The following is a 15212-nucleotide window of genomic DNA, read 5'->3' as shown; positions in this document are numbered from 1 at the left end:
CCCTCATGCCTCCAGCTTGTCAGATCCTCACATCAGCGACAGCTAATCTTGCTCGCCTCGATCGCATCCATGTCGCCCGCCTCCTTGACACAATCGCCGAGCCAGTCGCAGAAGTAGAAAATTCCCGTCACGGTGAGCGTCCCGCCGACCTTGCAGGCGCCTTTGCCGTTGTTCTTGGCGTGAACGAGAATCCGGCACTCCTCGAGACCGAAGAAATACGTGGCGCCCTGCCGGTCGGCGTAGAAAATCCTGCCGGTGACCGTCAGGCGCTTTCCGTCATCGGGATCACCTGGGCATTTTGCCTGGGCCGCGGTCGCGGCGGTGCAGAACAGCAGTACAAGGATGAGATTCTTCACGCGTGTCCTCCCGCTACCGGCAACTGACGCTGTCGGCGCCCGGCAGCACGAGGGGTGTGAAGCTGATGACGAAGGTCTTTCCCTTCGCCGTTGCGCTCCTGCCCTTGGCACATCCCGGAGCGCGGCGGGCCTGCACATAAGCGACGCAGCCGCGCTTCTTGTCTTCGATGGCAACCACTTTGCGATAGCCCATCTCGGCGACAAGGTCGTTCGCTGCGCCGGCCTGGAGTACTGTACCCGCCACGGCAAACGCCTTGCCGGGATCGGCGAATTCGCAATCGGGGGCCGCCAGTGCCGAGGCACAGCACAAAGTGGTTGAGAGCGCCGCCCATGGCGCCAGACTGAGGGTTCGCAACATCGATTCCTTCCTGAACGGTGCCAGCTTGCAGAAATCCGCAAGGCGCTGACCACTCCCAAATGGGAGTGGGCGCTCAGTCCAATCGTGACAGGAGCAGCATGAGCTGACTCTGCCGCGCCGTGCCGGTCTTGTGCAGGATGGCCTTCAGCCGGGTTCGGGCGGTGCCCTCCGTTATGGCGAGCCGCTCGGCGGCCTCGGCCACGGATTCCCCCAGAAGCAGCCGCCGGCAGAAGGCGATCTCCGCCGGCGTCAAAGCGAAGAGGCCCGCGAGGACCGCCAGATCGCCGGTTTCAACTACCCGCGGTCGGAGATCGGCGACCATAACCAGGATCATCCGGCGGGGCGGCAGCAACGCGGCGATGGCACCGGATGACGACGGCGGCGGAATGGCGGCGAGCGAGGTCTGCCAGGCGCCGGCCGATGTGCGGAAAGCGAGACGGGACGCATTGGTCGGGATTCCTCCAGCCAGCTTTTCCAGCGTCGCGCCGAAGCGGACATCCGCCTCCTTGTCCGTGAGGTGGCAGCGGCCGTTGCGCGTCACCACCGCCTCTCCGGCCGACAGCAATCGCTCCGCTTTCGAATTCGCGTCGCGCAGCAGCCGGCTGCCATCGACGACGAAGGCGGCGCAACGGCCGCGTTGCAAAAGCGCCGTTTCGGTCAGCGCCGCTTCGACGTCGGAGCGCAACAGGCGCGCCAGATTGATCGAGCGCTCGAAATTTCCACGAACCCGGCTGAGAACTTCCTTCCCCACCTTGTCATAGAGTTCGGATTTCGTCAGCGGGAAATGAAAGAGAAGATGCACCGCCTCATCACGCTCGCCGACGATCTTCATTCCGGCGGCGGCCTCAGACTTGTTCTGCGGCAGAAGCCAGTCATTGTAGAACTCCGACTTGGCGAAAGTGCGGGCGGGATAGACCTCCTCCGACGCGGCAATGAATGCGCTTTTCTTGGATATCCAGAATGGCGCCCAAGGATTGATATAGGCAAAATGCTCGGCCAGGGATGTCGCGAAGATCGGGTCGGTATTCTGCACGGAGAGGAAATTCAGCCGCTTCTCCGGGAAATTCATGTTGTAGATAAGACCGAAGGAACCGGGAAAGGCGCGGCTCAGCGTCAACGGCACGTCGTCCCAGGAGCCCGCGCCGAAGGTCGCGGCATCGATCGCCCCGGCGACGTCCCGGCTGATGGCCGTCACCCGGCCTTCGTCGTAATGATCCAGAAGCTCTTGTCGCATCCCGTCAACACGCCCACGGACACTGCCGGGACCCGGCTCAGAATTCCCTAAAGGAATCTCTTAGTCCAGCAAATTCAAGAGCCGGTCGCTTGCTCAATCGACGGGATCATCGAATGGGTCGACCGGATCGCCTCGGCGCGGTGGCACCGTACCGCGCGGCCATCGCTCATCGGACGCAAAATCTGTGGCGCGTCGCAGCCGGCGGCGGCGAAGGCGCAGCGCTCGCGGAAGAAACAGCCGGTGGGGAGCCGGCGGTTGCTCGGCAGCTCGGCGGCACGCGCCGCGGTCACATGCGGCAGCGGATGGTCGAGGCTCGGAACCGCATCGAGCAAGGTGCGCGTATAGGGATGACGCGGATCGGCGAGCACCTCCTCCGCCGCGCCGGTCTCGACCACCTGGCCCAGATACATCACCGCCACCCGGTCGCAGACATGCCGGATCAGCGCGACGTCATGCGAGATCAGCAGATAAGTGAGACCGAGATCGCGCTGGAGCTTCAGCAGCAGGTTGACGATCTGCGCCTGCACCGAGACGTCGAGCGCCGAGGTGGGCTCGTCCAGCACCAGAAGGCTGGGCTCGAGCCCCAGGACACGCGCGATGGCGATGCGCTGGCGCTGGCCGCCCGAGAATTCATGCGGATAGCGATCGATCTGATCCGCCCTCAGGCCTACCGCCTCGGCGAGTTCGGCGGCGCGACCGCGCAGCGCCGAAGCGGAGAGGCCACCCTGAATCTGCAGCGGCTCGGCAATGAGCCGCCAGACCGGCATGCGCGGGTTGAGAGACGACTGCGGATCCTGGAATACGATCTGCATGCGCCGCCTTATGGCGCGCGCCTCCTCGCGCGGCAGGGCAGCGATGTCATGACCCTCGAAACTGATGCGGCCCTGGGTCACCGGCGCCAGCCCCATGATCGCCTGGCCGAGCGTGCTCTTGCCGCAACCGGACTCGCCGACAATTCCGAGCGTCTCACCGCGGCGCAGCTCCAGATCGACGCCGTTCACCGCGTGGACATGAATCCTCGGACTGATCCAGCCGGACGCCACCGGAAAGCGGACGCCCACTCCCTCGAGTTGCAAAAGCGCCATGTCCGCCGTGGTCATGGGACGAGCTCCCGGCGACGCCAGCAGGCGACATCATGACGCGGCGCCGGAGTGAAGAAGGGTGGCGTGGCACCGCACGCCTCGACCGCCTCGGGGCAGCGTGGGCGGAAGAGGCAACCGGCGGGCGGCTCGATCAGGCTCGGCACCGTACCGGGGATGGCCTCGAGCGGCTCCTTATGCGCCGCCCGTTCCGGCAGGCAGCGCAACAGGGCCCGCGTATAGGGATGCTGCGGATGGCGCAGCACGTCGGCGGTAGCGCCGCGCTCGACCACGCGGCCGGCATACATGACGGTGATCCGGTCGCAGAGCTGCGAGATCACCGCCATGTCGTGCGAAATGAAGATCACCGCGGTGCCGGTCTTGCGTGCGCGCCCGCGGATGAGCTGCAGGATCAGGGCCTGGACGGTGACGTCGAGGGCCGTCGTCGGCTCGTCGGCGATGATGAGCTTCGGATTGCAGGAGAAGGCCATGGCGATCAGCACGCGCTGGCGCATGCCGCCCGACAGCTCGAAAGGATAGGCGCGCATCACGCCGTCGGGGTCGGCGATCTGCATGTCGGCCAGGAGCTCGCGCGCCCGTGCGGCGGCCTGCGTCTTGCTCATGCGCTGGTGCCTGAGGATCACCTCGGTGATCTGCCGGCCCACCCTCAAGGTCGGATTGAGCGCATTCATCGGCTCCTGGAAGATCGTCGAAACCTGACTGCCCCGCATCTCCTGCAGGTCGCCCTCGCTCATCGTCATCGGGTCGCGGCCGAAGAGGCGGATGCGTCCGCTCGTGATGCGGTAGCGGCCTTCCGGCAGAAGCCTTGTCGCCACCATTGTGGTGACCGACTTGCCGCAGCCCGATTCACCGACGAGGCCGGCGATCTCGCCGGGCCCGACCGACAGGCTGACATCGGTCAGCGCCTGCACGGGGCCGCGGAAGGTGGGGAATTCCAGCGACAGGCCGGCGATATCGAGGAGCGGTTCGGTCATCTGGGGCCGAGCTTCGGATCGAGCAGGTCGCGCAAGCCGTCGCCGACGAGATTGAATCCCATCGCGGCGATCAGGATGGCGAGGCCGGGGAAGGTGGCGTACCACCATTGGTCGAGGAAATAATTGCGACCGCTCGACACCATTGATCCCCATTCCGCGGTCGGCGGCTGGGCGCCCAGTCCGATGAAGCTCAAGGCCGCGGCGATCAGGATGGTGCCGCCAAGGTCGAGGGTCGCCTGCACCACGATCGGCGACAGCGCGTTGGGCAGGATGTGCCAGCGCAGGATATGCAGCGGCGAGGCGCCGAAAGTGCGCGCCGCCTTCACATAATATTTGGCGCGCAACGACAAGGTCTGGGCCCGGGCGAGGCGCACATAAGCGGGGATGCGGACGATCGCCACGGCCAGCATGGCGTTGAAGAGGCTGGGGCCCAAGGCCGCGGCAAGGGCCATGGCGAGGATCAGGGCCGGCAGGCCGAGCAGCACGTCCATCAGCCGCATGATCACCGTGTCGGTGCGCCCGCCGACGATCCCCGAGAAGCAGCCGGCGGTGACGCCGATCACGGTGGAGAGCAGCACGATCGAGAAGCCGGCGCCGCAGGACGCGCGGGCGCCGTAGATGACCCGCGAAAAGATATCGCGGCCGACCTCATCGGTGCCGAACCAATGCGCCGCACTCGGCGGCAAAAGCCGCGCCGTCAGGTTGATGGCGTCCGGATCGTAGGGCGCCAGGATCGGCGCCGCCACGATCAGGACCAGGACGAGAAGACAGATGGCGCCGCCGACGAGTGTCAGCGGGCTCTTGCGCACCCGGTACCAAAGGAAACGCAAGGACGGCAGGCGGGTGGCGGCCGAAGCCGGAAGCGTCGACAGGCTCATCAGCCCACCTCACGGATCTGCGGGTCAAGCAGCATATAGATCAGGTCGACCACGAGATTGACCAGGACATAGCCGATCGAGGCGACGACGGTGAAACCCATGATCGCGGGAAAATCGAGCGTCTGGATCGAGGTCACGACATAGCTGCCCATTCCGGGCCAGGCGAATACGGTCTCGGTCAGGACGGCGCCGTAGAGGAGATCGCCGAAAGCGAGGCCGAGAAGCGTGACCGACGGGATCAGCGCATTGCGCAGCGCGTGCCCCAGGATCACCGCCTTCCGGCTCAGACCGTTGGCGCGGGCGGTGCGGATGTAATCCTCCTGCAGCACCTCCAGCATCGAGGCGCGTATCTGGCGGGTGATAATGCCGAGATTGACGAAGCCCAGCACGAAGGCAGGCAGGATCAGGTGGCGCGCGGCGCTGCGGAACGCGTCCCAATCGCCGGCGAGGATGGTGTCGATCAGGTAGAAGCCGGTGACCCGGTCGGGCGGCAGTACATCGAGCGCGATGCGGCCGCTGCCCGGCAGAATATTCAGCTTGGCGTAGAACACGATGATCAGCGCGAGGCCGAACCAGAAAGCCGGCATGGAGATGCCGGCAATCGAGACGGTGCGGGCGATCTGGTCGATCGGCCCGTCCTTGTAGACGGCGGAGAGGACGCCCAGCGGTATGCCGGCGAGAACGGCGAAGATGAGCGCGAAGAGGCCCAGTTCCAGCGTCGCCGGCATGAAGGTGCGGATATCCTCCGCGACCGGGCGGCGGGTATGCAGCGAGATGCCGAGATCGCCGTTGAGGAGGCCTTTGACATAGGTCACGAATTGCTCCGGCACCGGCCGGTCGAGGCCGTATTCCTTGCGGATATTCGCGATCGTCTCGTCGCTCGCCCGATCCCCCGCGATCATCCGCGCCGGGTCGCCCGGAATCAGATGCGAGATGGTGAAAGTGATGATGACGACGCCCAGCACCACGAACAGCAGCAGCGCCAGGCGTCTCACCACGATCTGGATGAACGGCATCGGCCTATCCCTCCCAGGCCTTCGTGCCTACTCGCTCTTCGACATCTCGGCCAGGTTATAGACCTGCAGGAGCATCGGATTGTAGACGAAGCCCTGGACCGAAGCACGGCGCACGAAGATGTCGTTCTTCTGCAGGAGCAGCAGATAGGGCGCATCCTCGATTGCGATCTTCTGGGCCTCGATATAGAGCTTCTCGCGCTCCGCCTGGTCGGTGAGATCGGCCGCCTTGCGCACCAGCTCGGTGACCTTGTCGTTCTTGTAGAAGGCGCGGTTGCCGGGGCCGCCCATACGGTCGGGATCGAACCAGTAGTTCATGAACATGTAGGGGTCGGCGTAGTCGGGCGTCCAGGCGCCGGCGGTCAGGTCGTAATTGCCTTTGGCGGCCTGCTCACGCTTGGCGGTGTCGGCGAGATTCTGCAGCTCGAGCTTCACCCCGATCTGCGCGAGCCCCGCCTGCAAGGCGATGCCCACCGGTTCCCAGATGGGATCGGCCTGCGAAAATGTGTAGGTCAGCTTGAGGTCCTTGACGCCGGCTTCGGCGAGCAGCGCCTTCGCCTTGTCGAGATCGTAGCTGTATTGGAAGGCATTGGGGTCATGGCCCCACAGGCCCTGCGGTACGGGTCCGCGCATCTGCACGGCCTGGCCCTGCATGACGCCATCGACCAGTCCCTTGTAATCGACGGCATAGGAGATCGCCTGGCGCACCTTCACATTGTCGAGCGGCGCCCGCTTGTTGTTCATATAGACGTAATCGACATAGAGGCTCGGATTGCTCTCGACCACGAGGTCCTTATTGCTCTTCATCGCCTCGGCCTGGTCGACCGGCACCTGCTCGATGAGATCGACATCGCCATTCTCGAGCTGCAGGCGGCGGGCCGAGGTCTCGCGTACGATCTTGAACACGATCCGCTTCAGCGCCGGCTCGGGCCCCGCATAATGCGGGTTGCGGTCGAGGATGATGGTCTGGTTGCGCTCCCAGCTCGAAATGCGATAGGCGCCGCTGCCGGCGCTGTTCACGGCGAGCCAGCCTTTGGCATTGTCGCCGTCCTTCGCGTGCTCCATCACTTTCGGATTGACGATGGCGGCGCCGGTGGTGGCGAGAGCCGAGAGGAACGGCGCAAAGGGCTTCGACAGCGTCATGCGCACCGTCATGGGATCGACCACATCGACCTTGTCGAGGGTCGGGAAGGCGTCGCCCGGGCCTTCACCCAGCGCCTTGAGGCGATCGAAGCTGAACTTGACGGCGGCCGCATCGACCGGCGAGCCGTCATCGAATTTATTGCCTTCGTTCAAGGTGAAGGTCCAGACGAGGCCGCTGGGATCGCTCGTCCAGCTCTTGGCGAGCTCGGACACGACATCGGTTGTACCACCCTTGTATTTCACCAGCCGCTGATAGGCGGCATAGGTGAGCGTGTAGCCGTTATTGGAGATCTCGACGCCGGGATCGGCGGTCGGCGGATCCTCCGCCTTGGCTACCACCAGCACATTTTTCGCCGCCTCAGCGGGAGATCCGAAAAGCACCGGCATCATGGCGCCCGCCATGACGACGGCCAATCCAAAGGCCTTCATCTGTAGCTTGATCATTTTCGTCCTCTCTGGAGCACGTTTCACAACCTGTTTCTGCTCGGCGCAGGATTGTCGGGTTTGCCGATCGTTTAATTTTTTTCTTAACCGCTAATTTCTTGAGACTAAACACTAAGACATCTGCCCGTCAAGCGCGCAACATCATCAGCTGCTTGGTGCGGTCGTCGTTAAGCACGATGCCGCCCGCGACGCTGCGGATGGTGAACAGCCAGCCGCCGGCGGAGACGGGCGGCGGCTCCGTGTCGGCGATGATACGGCGCGGTAACGCCAGATAAAGGTCCGGTGCGCGGGCCTCGAGCTCCGCTTCCCAGATTCCGTAGGGTGTGCTGAGACGGATCACGGTCCTTTCGGTGTCGCTGCCGATCTCCGCCGCGAAGCCGGTGGCCGGGTCGGCGTATCGCCCGCAGAGCGACGGCGATGTTGGCAGTGCTGTATCGGACAAACGCCTGAAACGCCGCTCGCTACCGAACCAGCGCGTATCGATATCGCCATCGTCACGCGGGATGAATTCGAGTGGCAGGATGCCGCGTTCCGGCATGAAGGCGCCCTCCTCCGTCTGCCCGATCGGCATCGCGCCCATATTGGTGACGAAGACCGGCTCGCCCTTGTCGAAGGCGATGCCGAACACATCATCACTCTCTTCGGCGCGGTAGAGTCCTTGCGCCTTCCTGAGCCGCTCCGCGGCACCTTGGGCACGCGGAGGTCCCTGCTCATGGCCGAGCAGGATATCGACGATCCGGCGGGCGAGCGAGAACGGGCCCATGTCGTCGGTGTTGCCAAGAATGACGATGCCGATGCCGGCTTCGGGAAAGCGCACCGATTCGGAGCGGCCGCCGGCCACGCCCCCGCCATGACCAATGCTCGTCAGGCCGCGATAGCGGCACGCGACGAGCCCCATGCCATAAGTCGTCGGGATGCCGTTGATCACGGCGCCCGGGGCGGACATGCGCGCATAGATCTCAGGCGTCCCGACCTTCGGTGCATCGAGATTGGCGAGCCAGAGCTTCATGTCCTCCAGCGTCGAAACCATGCCGCCTTCGCCGCCGAGCACGAGGCCCCATTGCGCCTTGTGCCAGCGACCGTCGGGACCTCGCGTATGATGGTCGGCGAGCCGCCGCTGGATTTCCGAATCCCAGCGCATCAACCGCGTGTCGCGCATTCCCAACGGGCCAGTGATTCGCTCCTCCAGAAGCTCGTTGAAGCTCCGCCCCGAAACCTGCTCGACGATCTCGGACAGAAGAAAGAAGCCGGTGTTGCAATAGATGAGATCGCGGCCCGGCCGGAAATTCACGCCGCGATGGCCGGCGATGATGCGGCGCGCGAGGGCACGGGTCGAGGGCGCGCCGATCGGCAGCCCGCCGAGGATCATGATCTCGAGGAAATCGCGCAGGCCCCCGACATTGGCGGCGAGATGGTGCAAGGTGACCGTCTCGGGATATTCCGGCAACCAGGGCAAATAGCGGCGGACATCGTCCGCCATCGAGAGCTTGCCCTCGGCTTCGAGCATCAGCGCCAGGAGCACGGTGAACTGCTTGGTCTGCGAGCCGATGCGGATGACGGTGTTTTCGTCGATCGCGACGCCATGCGCGATATCGGCCATGCCATAGAAACCGCGATGGATCTCGCGCCCGTTCAACGTTACGCCGACCGCGGCGCCGGGCGACTCCGGCTTCGCCCAGGGCGCGAAGAGCGCATCGATCCGTGCAGTGATATTGGACGGCAGGCGGCTTTGCTTTGTCATGGCGTCCTTTCGCGGTGAAGGTCAGGTGAAGGGATTTTCGACGCGTGGCCAGAAAGGCAGGCGGCGCTTGGTGTAGGCGATGGCGGCATAATCGGGCGGAATGGCGCCCGGCGTGGTGACATAGCGGATCTCGGAGGCGATCGGCGCGAAACCGGCATAGAAATGCTGGGTCGACTTCACCACCACGATCGCCTTGCGCGACACGTCTATGCCGAAGGCACTGTAAGCATCGGGGGCGAAGGTCTGGCTGCGCAAAGTCACCAGGACCAGGTCGACATCGTCGGCCGCCTGCACCCACACCCCACGACCCAAAGGCGCCCAGTCCTCGCTCAATCCGCTCTGCAGCACTTCCGGCAGCAGGCGCTTGACAGTGATGCGCAGATCCACCGGATCGCCCGAAGCCTTGCCGCATTTGCCGCCGATGCGCAGATCGAAGCTCGCCCCCTCGCCCGCTTCCTCGCACAGGGCCACGGCCTGCGGGTCCCAGTAGCAGCCGCTTACCACATTGCCGATCCGGCGATCGATGATGCGGCGCAGGATAAAGGTGCTGTCGCCGGGCGCGCCGCCGCCGGCATTGTCGGCGACATCGGCGAGCACCACGGGACCGTTGCGCGCCTTGAGCGCATGGTCGAGAGCCTCGTCCACCGTGTCATGGCGCGTCCCCGTGGCGTGGCGCATGTCCCATACCTCGCGCGAGAGCTCCTCGGCCACATGGCGCGCCTTGTCGCGGTCGCCGTCGGCCACCACCAGCATCCGGGCGCCGACATCCTCGACATCGCCCCAGGGGAAACCATGGCCGAAGGTGACGGAGAGAATGCCGTCGCGGCCCTCGAGCGCCCGCATGCGCTGGACGAAGCCGCGCATCGGCTCGACCGGCGTGCGCCACATATTGATCATGCGACAGTCATGGAGCGCCATCACCGGCCGGATCTCACCGCGCCGCGCCTTCAGGCACAGATCATAGAGCTCGGCCGCGCGCGGCTCCATGTCGGTATGCGGATACTCCTTGAAAGCGATGATCACCGAACAATTGTCGATCATGCGGTCGGTCAGATGGCAGTGAAGGTCGAGCTCCATGCCGACGGGCACGTCGGGGCCGACAATGGCGCGGACCTTCTCGGCCGTGTCGCCCTCACAATCGTCATAGCCGTCGGCTACCATCGCGCCATGCATCAGCAGGAGAACGATGTCGACGGGCCCCGCCTTGCGCAGATCATCGAGGATGGTGTCGCGCAGTTCTTCATAGAGCGGCCGTATGGTGGTGCCGGCCGGCTGGGCGATGGCGGTGACGCTTTCGACGATTTCATGCCCGTCGCGCTCGGCGAGCCGGCGCCAGGTCTTCTGGCAGATCGTCTCGGCCGCCGTGTCGTCGAGACTTGCATCCCGGCGGCGATAGGTGTCGGCGGCGTAGAAGCTCGCCGCCCCGGTGGGCAAGGGCGAGAAGGTGTTGGTCTCGGTGATGAGGGCGGCGATGAAGATCTTCATTGGCGAGGCGTCCTGCTCATCAAATGCGGGCGTTCATGCGGAAGCGGTCGGGCGACAAAGCCGCGGCGGTTATACCGAGCCGGGCGAGATCCTCAGGCATCTGGGCGCTCGCGATGAGGGCTGCGCCGAGCCTGGACATTGCCGGTGAGGTCTGGAAACCGTATCCGCCCTGGCCGGCGCACCAGAAGAAGCCGGGCATGTCGGGATCGAATCCCACGACCGGCGTCTTGTCGGCAACGAAGCTGCGCAGCCCCCGCCCAGCGATGCGACAGATGCGTGACCTTCAACGTCGTCGCCGTCTCGATCCTGTCTACCGCGATGGCGACATCGAGTTCCTCGGCTTGCGCATCGCAAGGCGGTGAGGGCGTTTCATCGGCAGGTGAACCCAGGAGCTTGCCGGCATCGGGCTTGAAATAGAAGGTCTCGTCGAGATCGACCACCATCGGCCATTCGTCGACCGAGCGGCCCGGCACGTCGAACAGGAAGGCGGTACGCCGTTTCGGCGCGAGACCGACCGGCGCCACGCCCGCGCGGGCAGCGATCTCGTCGGCCCAGGCGCCCGCGGCATTGACCACTATGCCGGCCTCGACCACCCCGGTCCGCGTCTCGATCCGCCAGCCGCCGCCCGAAAGCGGCGAGAGCTTCAGAACCTCGGCATCTGTGCGGATCTCCCCGCCCTGCCGACGCAGGCCGCGCAGCGCGCCCTGCAGAAGACCGTTGGTGTCGAGATCGAGCGCGTCCGGCTCGAATACGGCACCGGAGATATTCTGAGACTGAAACACGGGTATGAGTGCCGCGGTTTGGACGGCAGTGAGCCGGCGCACACTCTGGACCAGGGCAGAAAGCGTCTCGGACCGGCTGGCGAGCAGCGCTTCCTGGCCGGTCCGCCCGACATGCATCGCACCCCTGGGCCGGGTCAGAACGAAACCGGCGTAATCCTCGGGCGGGCTCGTGAAAAAATCGCGGCTGCCGGTCGACAGAGCCCGCACAATGTTGTTGCCATAGGTTTCGGAAAAGAGCGCGGCGGAGCGGCCGCTCGCGTGATAGCCGGGCTGGCTTTCGCGTTCCAGGAGCAGCACCCGGCGTCCTTGAGCGAGCATCCGCGCCAGCGATGCGCCGGCAATGCCTCCCCCAATCACGACGATATCGACAATATCCATCCCAACTCCCTTTAGCGGAAACTTGAATGGATATAGTGCTTATGTCAAATTGATTTTCCTATAGGAAAATTAATAGTTCTTGCGTTAAGCTCCGGCTGCGCCATAGGGTGGCCCGTCGTCAACCGGTCCGGAAAGCCTCATGTCCAAACAGCCCAAGCTCGGAGAATGCCTGAAGGCGCTGCGCCGGCGGAATGGGTGGACTCTTCAGGACGTTAACAAGCGCACCGGCGTGGCGGTCTCGACCCTGTCAAAGGTCGAGAATGATCAGATGTCGCTGACCTATGACAAGCTGCTGCAAATCAGCGAGGGGCTGGGCATCAATCTGGCCGAGCTTCTGGCGCTGCCTGTGGATACGGGCCTGGCGCTGGCCCGACGGTCGGTGAGCAAGCCCGACGAGGGACTACTTCAGACCACGCCCAACTACGACTATCTCTATCTCTGCACCGAGATTCAGCGCAAGCGCATGGTCCCGGTGATCGCCCGGGTCAAAAGCCGGGACATCGGCGAATTCGGCCCGCTGGTGCGCCATTCGGGAGAGGAATTCATCTACGTCCTCGACGGCGCCATCGACGTCCATACCGACCACTATGCGCCGGTCCGGCTCGAAAAGGGCGGCAGCATCTATATCGACAGCACCATGGGTCATGGTTATGTCGCGGTAGGCCCGCAAGACGCGACAGTCCTCGCCGTCTGCTCGAGCCCCGATCCCGACCTCGAGGGAACGCTCAGATCCTTGTTCGCCATGTGACGCGCGCGCCGCGCCCCCTCACGCAGACGACTTGATGAAGGTCGCCTTGGCACTCGTCACCGCCTTGGCGATGAAGCCATAGACCTCCGAGACCCGGCGCATGTGATGCGTGTCGGGATGCGACATCAGCCAGTAGGTCCGGGTGAAGCGAATGGCCGGCAGCAATTGCTTCAGCTCGGGAAACTGGCTCGCCGCATAATCATGCAGGATGCCGATGCCGTGGCCTGAACGCACCGCTTCCATCTGAGCGACCACGCTGCCGCACTCATAGTGCCGGTTCATCAGGCGCCCGAGTTCGGCCGCATAATCGAGCGCGCGGCTATAGACGAAATCCTCGACATGGGTGACGAAGAGGTGACCCGCCAGATCCTCCGGCGCCGAGATCGGCGCCGAATGCGCGAGATACTCTTCGGACGCGTAGACGCTGAGCGTGTAGTCGGTCAGCTTCTTGACGATGAGCCGCCCTTGCTTGGGGCGGTCGAGGGTGACAGCGATATCGGCCTCGCGGCGCGGCAGTGAGAAGGTGCGCGGCAGCGGCACGAGCTGGATCGTCAGTCCCGGATGCTGCATGGCGAGCGCGCCTAGAGCGCGCGACAGAAAGTAATTGCCGAGGCCGTCCGGGGCGCCCACCCGCACAGTGCCGGTGAGGCCTTCGCCCGCGCCTGAGATCTGCGCACCCGCCTGGAGGAGCTCGGATTCGACCCGCTCGGCGGCGCGCAGCAGGACTTCGCCTGCCGGCGTGATCAGGCAGCCATTGGTTCGGCGCTCGAGCAGCCGGGCATTCAGGCTCGCCTCGAGCGCGCTCAGCTGGCGGCCGACCGTCGTGTGGTTCACCTTGAGCTGGCGGGCCGCTTCCAGGATCTGACCCGACCGCGCCACGGCCAGAAACACTCTTATATGATCCCAATCCATGGCTGATATCTATTTTTGCACAACGACAGTGCAGTTTCCTTCATTGTTGTGCGCAAGCCTAAAGCCGATAAGCGGCAATGGCAACTCTCGGGAGAGCAGAAATGGCTAAGACTATCCCTCATTATATCGGCGGCCGTGAGGTCGAAGGGCGCTCCGGGCGGCAGGCGCCGGTCTTCAATCCGGCGACCGGCGAGGAGAGCGGCCGCGTCGGCCTGGCTTCGACGGCGGACGTGAATGACGCCGTGGCCACGGCGCGCAAAGCCTTCCCGGAATGGGCCGCCACCACGCCGCTCAGGCGCGCCCGCATTCTCAACAAGTTCCTGCGTCTCCTCGAGGAGCGCACCGATGAGCTCGCCGCCGTCATCACCGCCGAGCACGGCAAGGTACTTTCCGACTCCGTGGGCGAGATCCAGCGCGGCATGGAAGTGGTGGAATTCGCCACCGCCGCCCCGACGCTGCTCAAGGGCGAGATCACTGAGAATGTCGGCACCCGTGTCGACAGCCATTCGGTGCGCCAGCCGCTCGGCGTCGTCGCCGGAATCACGCCGTTCAACTTCCCGGCCATGGTGCCGATGTGGATGTTCCCGGTGGCGCTGGCCGCCGGCAACTGCTTCATCCTCAAGCCGTCGGAGCGCGATCCTTCAGCCTCGCTGCTGCTCGCCAAGGGGCTCGAAGAAGCGGGCCTGCCGCCCGGCGTCTTCAATGTCGTGCAGGGCGACAAGGAAGCCGTCGACGCGATCCTCCACCATCCTGAGATCACCGCCGTGAGCTTCGTCGGATCGACGCCGATCGCGCGTTATATCTACGAAACCGCGGCGCGCACCGGCAAGCGCTGCCAGGCGCTGGGCGGCGCCAAGAACCACATGATCATCATGCCCGATGCCGATCTCGATCAGGCGGTCGACGCTTTGATGGGGGCGGCCTATGGCGCGGCCGGCGAACGCTGCATGGCGATCTCGGTGGCGGTGCCGGTCGGCGACAAGACGGCCGACGCCCTGATGGCCAAGCTCGAACCCCGGGTGCGCGGCCTCAAGATCGGACCCGGCACGGACCGCGAAGCCGAAATGGGTCCGCTGGTCACGCGCCAGCATCGTGACAAGGTGAAGGGCTATATCGATGCCGGCGTCGCCGAAGGCGCCAAGCTGGTGGTCGACGGCCGCTCCTTCAAAATGCAGGGCTATGAGGATGGCTATTTCCTCGGCGGCTCGCTCTTCGACCATGTCACGCCGGAAATGAAGATCTACAAGGAAGAGATCTTCGGCCCGGTGCTGTCGGTGGCCCGCGCCCCCTCCTTCGAGACGGCGGCGCGCATGATCAACGAGCATGAATTCGGCAACGGCACCGCCATCTTCACCCGCGACGGCGACGCGGCGCGCGAATTCGCGCATCAGATCCAGGTCGGCATGGTCGGCATCAATGTGCCCATTCCGGTGCCGATGGCGTTCCATTCCTTCGGCGGCTGGAAGTCCTCGCTGTTCGGCGATCACCACATGCATGGGCCGGAAGGCATCCGCTTCTATACGAAGCTCAAGACGATCACGACGCGCTGGCCGACGGGCATCCGCGCCGGATCTGAATTCGTCATGCCGACGATGAAGTAAATCACGCGACGCTTGCGAGATCATCGGCGCCCGGTCTCAGGACCGGGCGCTTTTTCTTTGCCTGA

The 15212-nt window shown here is 64.7% G+C and carries 13 protein-coding genes and 1 pseudogene; 2 read left to right on the top strand and 12 right to left on the bottom strand.

Going from position 1 to position 15212, the window contains the following annotated elements; genetic code table 11:
- Positions 1 to 32: 32 nt before the first annotated feature.
- From G5V57_RS14985 to G5V57_RS14935, 11 genes and pseudogenes are all read right to left on the bottom strand, one after another.
- Positions 33 to 356, bottom strand: coding sequence for a hypothetical protein (locus tag G5V57_RS14985; RefSeq protein ID WP_165168299.1), 324 nt, complete (start codon positions 354 to 356; stop codon positions 33 to 35).
- Between the two features lie 13 nt (positions 357 to 369).
- Complete coding sequence (locus G5V57_RS14980) at positions 370 to 714, bottom strand: hypothetical protein (protein WP_165168297.1); 345 nt, start codon at positions 712 to 714, stop codon at positions 370 to 372.
- Positions 715 to 787: 73 nt separating this feature from the next.
- Entirely contained in the window at positions 788 to 1948 is a 1161-nt protein-coding gene (locus G5V57_RS14975) for a hypothetical protein (protein ID WP_165168295.1), read from the bottom strand.
- A gap of 74 nt (positions 1949 to 2022) precedes the next feature.
- The gene (locus tag G5V57_RS14970) at positions 2023 to 3048 is read right to left on the bottom strand and encodes an ABC transporter ATP-binding protein (protein ID WP_165168293.1); all 1026 of its coding nucleotides are present in this window, start codon (positions 3046 to 3048) and stop codon (positions 2023 to 2025) included.
- Complete coding sequence (locus G5V57_RS14965; protein ID WP_165168291.1) at positions 3045 to 4022, bottom strand: ABC transporter ATP-binding protein; 978 nt, start codon at positions 4020 to 4022, stop codon at positions 3045 to 3047. The genes G5V57_RS14970 and G5V57_RS14965 overlap by 4 nt, the downstream gene beginning before the upstream one ends.
- On the bottom strand, positions 4019 to 4900 hold the full coding sequence (gene ddpC / locus G5V57_RS14960) for a D,D-dipeptide ABC transporter permease (RefSeq protein WP_165168289.1): 882 nt from the start codon (positions 4898 to 4900) through the stop codon (positions 4019 to 4021). The genes G5V57_RS14965 and ddpC overlap by 4 nt, the downstream gene beginning before the upstream one ends.
- Positions 4900 to 5916, bottom strand: a complete 1017-nt coding sequence (locus tag G5V57_RS14955; protein WP_165168287.1) for an ABC transporter permease — start codon at positions 5914 to 5916, stop codon at positions 4900 to 4902. The genes ddpC and G5V57_RS14955 overlap by 1 nt, the downstream gene beginning before the upstream one ends.
- A gap of 27 nt (positions 5917 to 5943) precedes the next feature.
- The gene (locus G5V57_RS14950; protein WP_165168285.1) at positions 5944 to 7500 is read right to left on the bottom strand and encodes an ABC transporter substrate-binding protein; all 1557 of its coding nucleotides are present in this window, start codon (positions 7498 to 7500) and stop codon (positions 5944 to 5946) included.
- Between the two features lie 127 nt (positions 7501 to 7627).
- Entirely contained in the window at positions 7628 to 9241 is a 1614-nt protein-coding gene (locus G5V57_RS14945; RefSeq protein WP_165168283.1) for a serine hydrolase, read from the bottom strand.
- 21 nt (positions 9242 to 9262) lie between these two features.
- Positions 9263 to 10726: a M81 family metallopeptidase gene (locus tag G5V57_RS14940; protein ID WP_165168281.1), complete on the bottom strand. Its 1464-nt coding sequence runs from the start codon at positions 10724 to 10726 to the stop codon at positions 9263 to 9265.
- A gap of 19 nt (positions 10727 to 10745) precedes the next feature.
- Positions 10746 to 11826: pseudogene (locus G5V57_RS14935) on the bottom strand (NAD(P)/FAD-dependent oxidoreductase).
- 199 nt (positions 11827 to 12025) lie between these two features.
- On the opposite strand from G5V57_RS14935, the gene G5V57_RS14930 reads away from it, so the two are divergent.
- On the top strand, positions 12026 to 12634 hold the full coding sequence (locus G5V57_RS14930; RefSeq protein WP_165168279.1) for a helix-turn-helix domain-containing protein: 609 nt from the start codon (positions 12026 to 12028) through the stop codon (positions 12632 to 12634).
- 18 nt (positions 12635 to 12652) lie between these two features.
- On the opposite strand, the gene G5V57_RS14925 is transcribed toward G5V57_RS14930, so the two are convergent.
- Positions 12653 to 13546 (bottom strand): LysR family transcriptional regulator, encoded by an 894-nt coding sequence (locus G5V57_RS14925; protein ID WP_165168277.1) that lies wholly within the window; start codon positions 13544 to 13546, stop codon positions 12653 to 12655.
- A 101-nt stretch (positions 13547 to 13647) separates the two neighbouring features.
- On the opposite strand from G5V57_RS14925, the gene G5V57_RS14920 reads away from it, so the two are divergent.
- Complete coding sequence (locus tag G5V57_RS14920; protein WP_165168275.1) at positions 13648 to 15147, top strand: CoA-acylating methylmalonate-semialdehyde dehydrogenase; 1500 nt, start codon at positions 13648 to 13650, stop codon at positions 15145 to 15147.
- Positions 15148 to 15212: the final 65 nt, after the last annotated feature.

Source organism: Nordella sp. HKS 07 (genome assembly GCF_011046735.1).
Lineage (GTDB): Bacteria > Pseudomonadota > Alphaproteobacteria > Rhizobiales > Aestuariivirgaceae > Taklimakanibacter.
The sequence above is the reverse complement of the archived record's forward strand: the minus strand, read 5'-3'. Positions and strand labels throughout refer to the sequence as shown.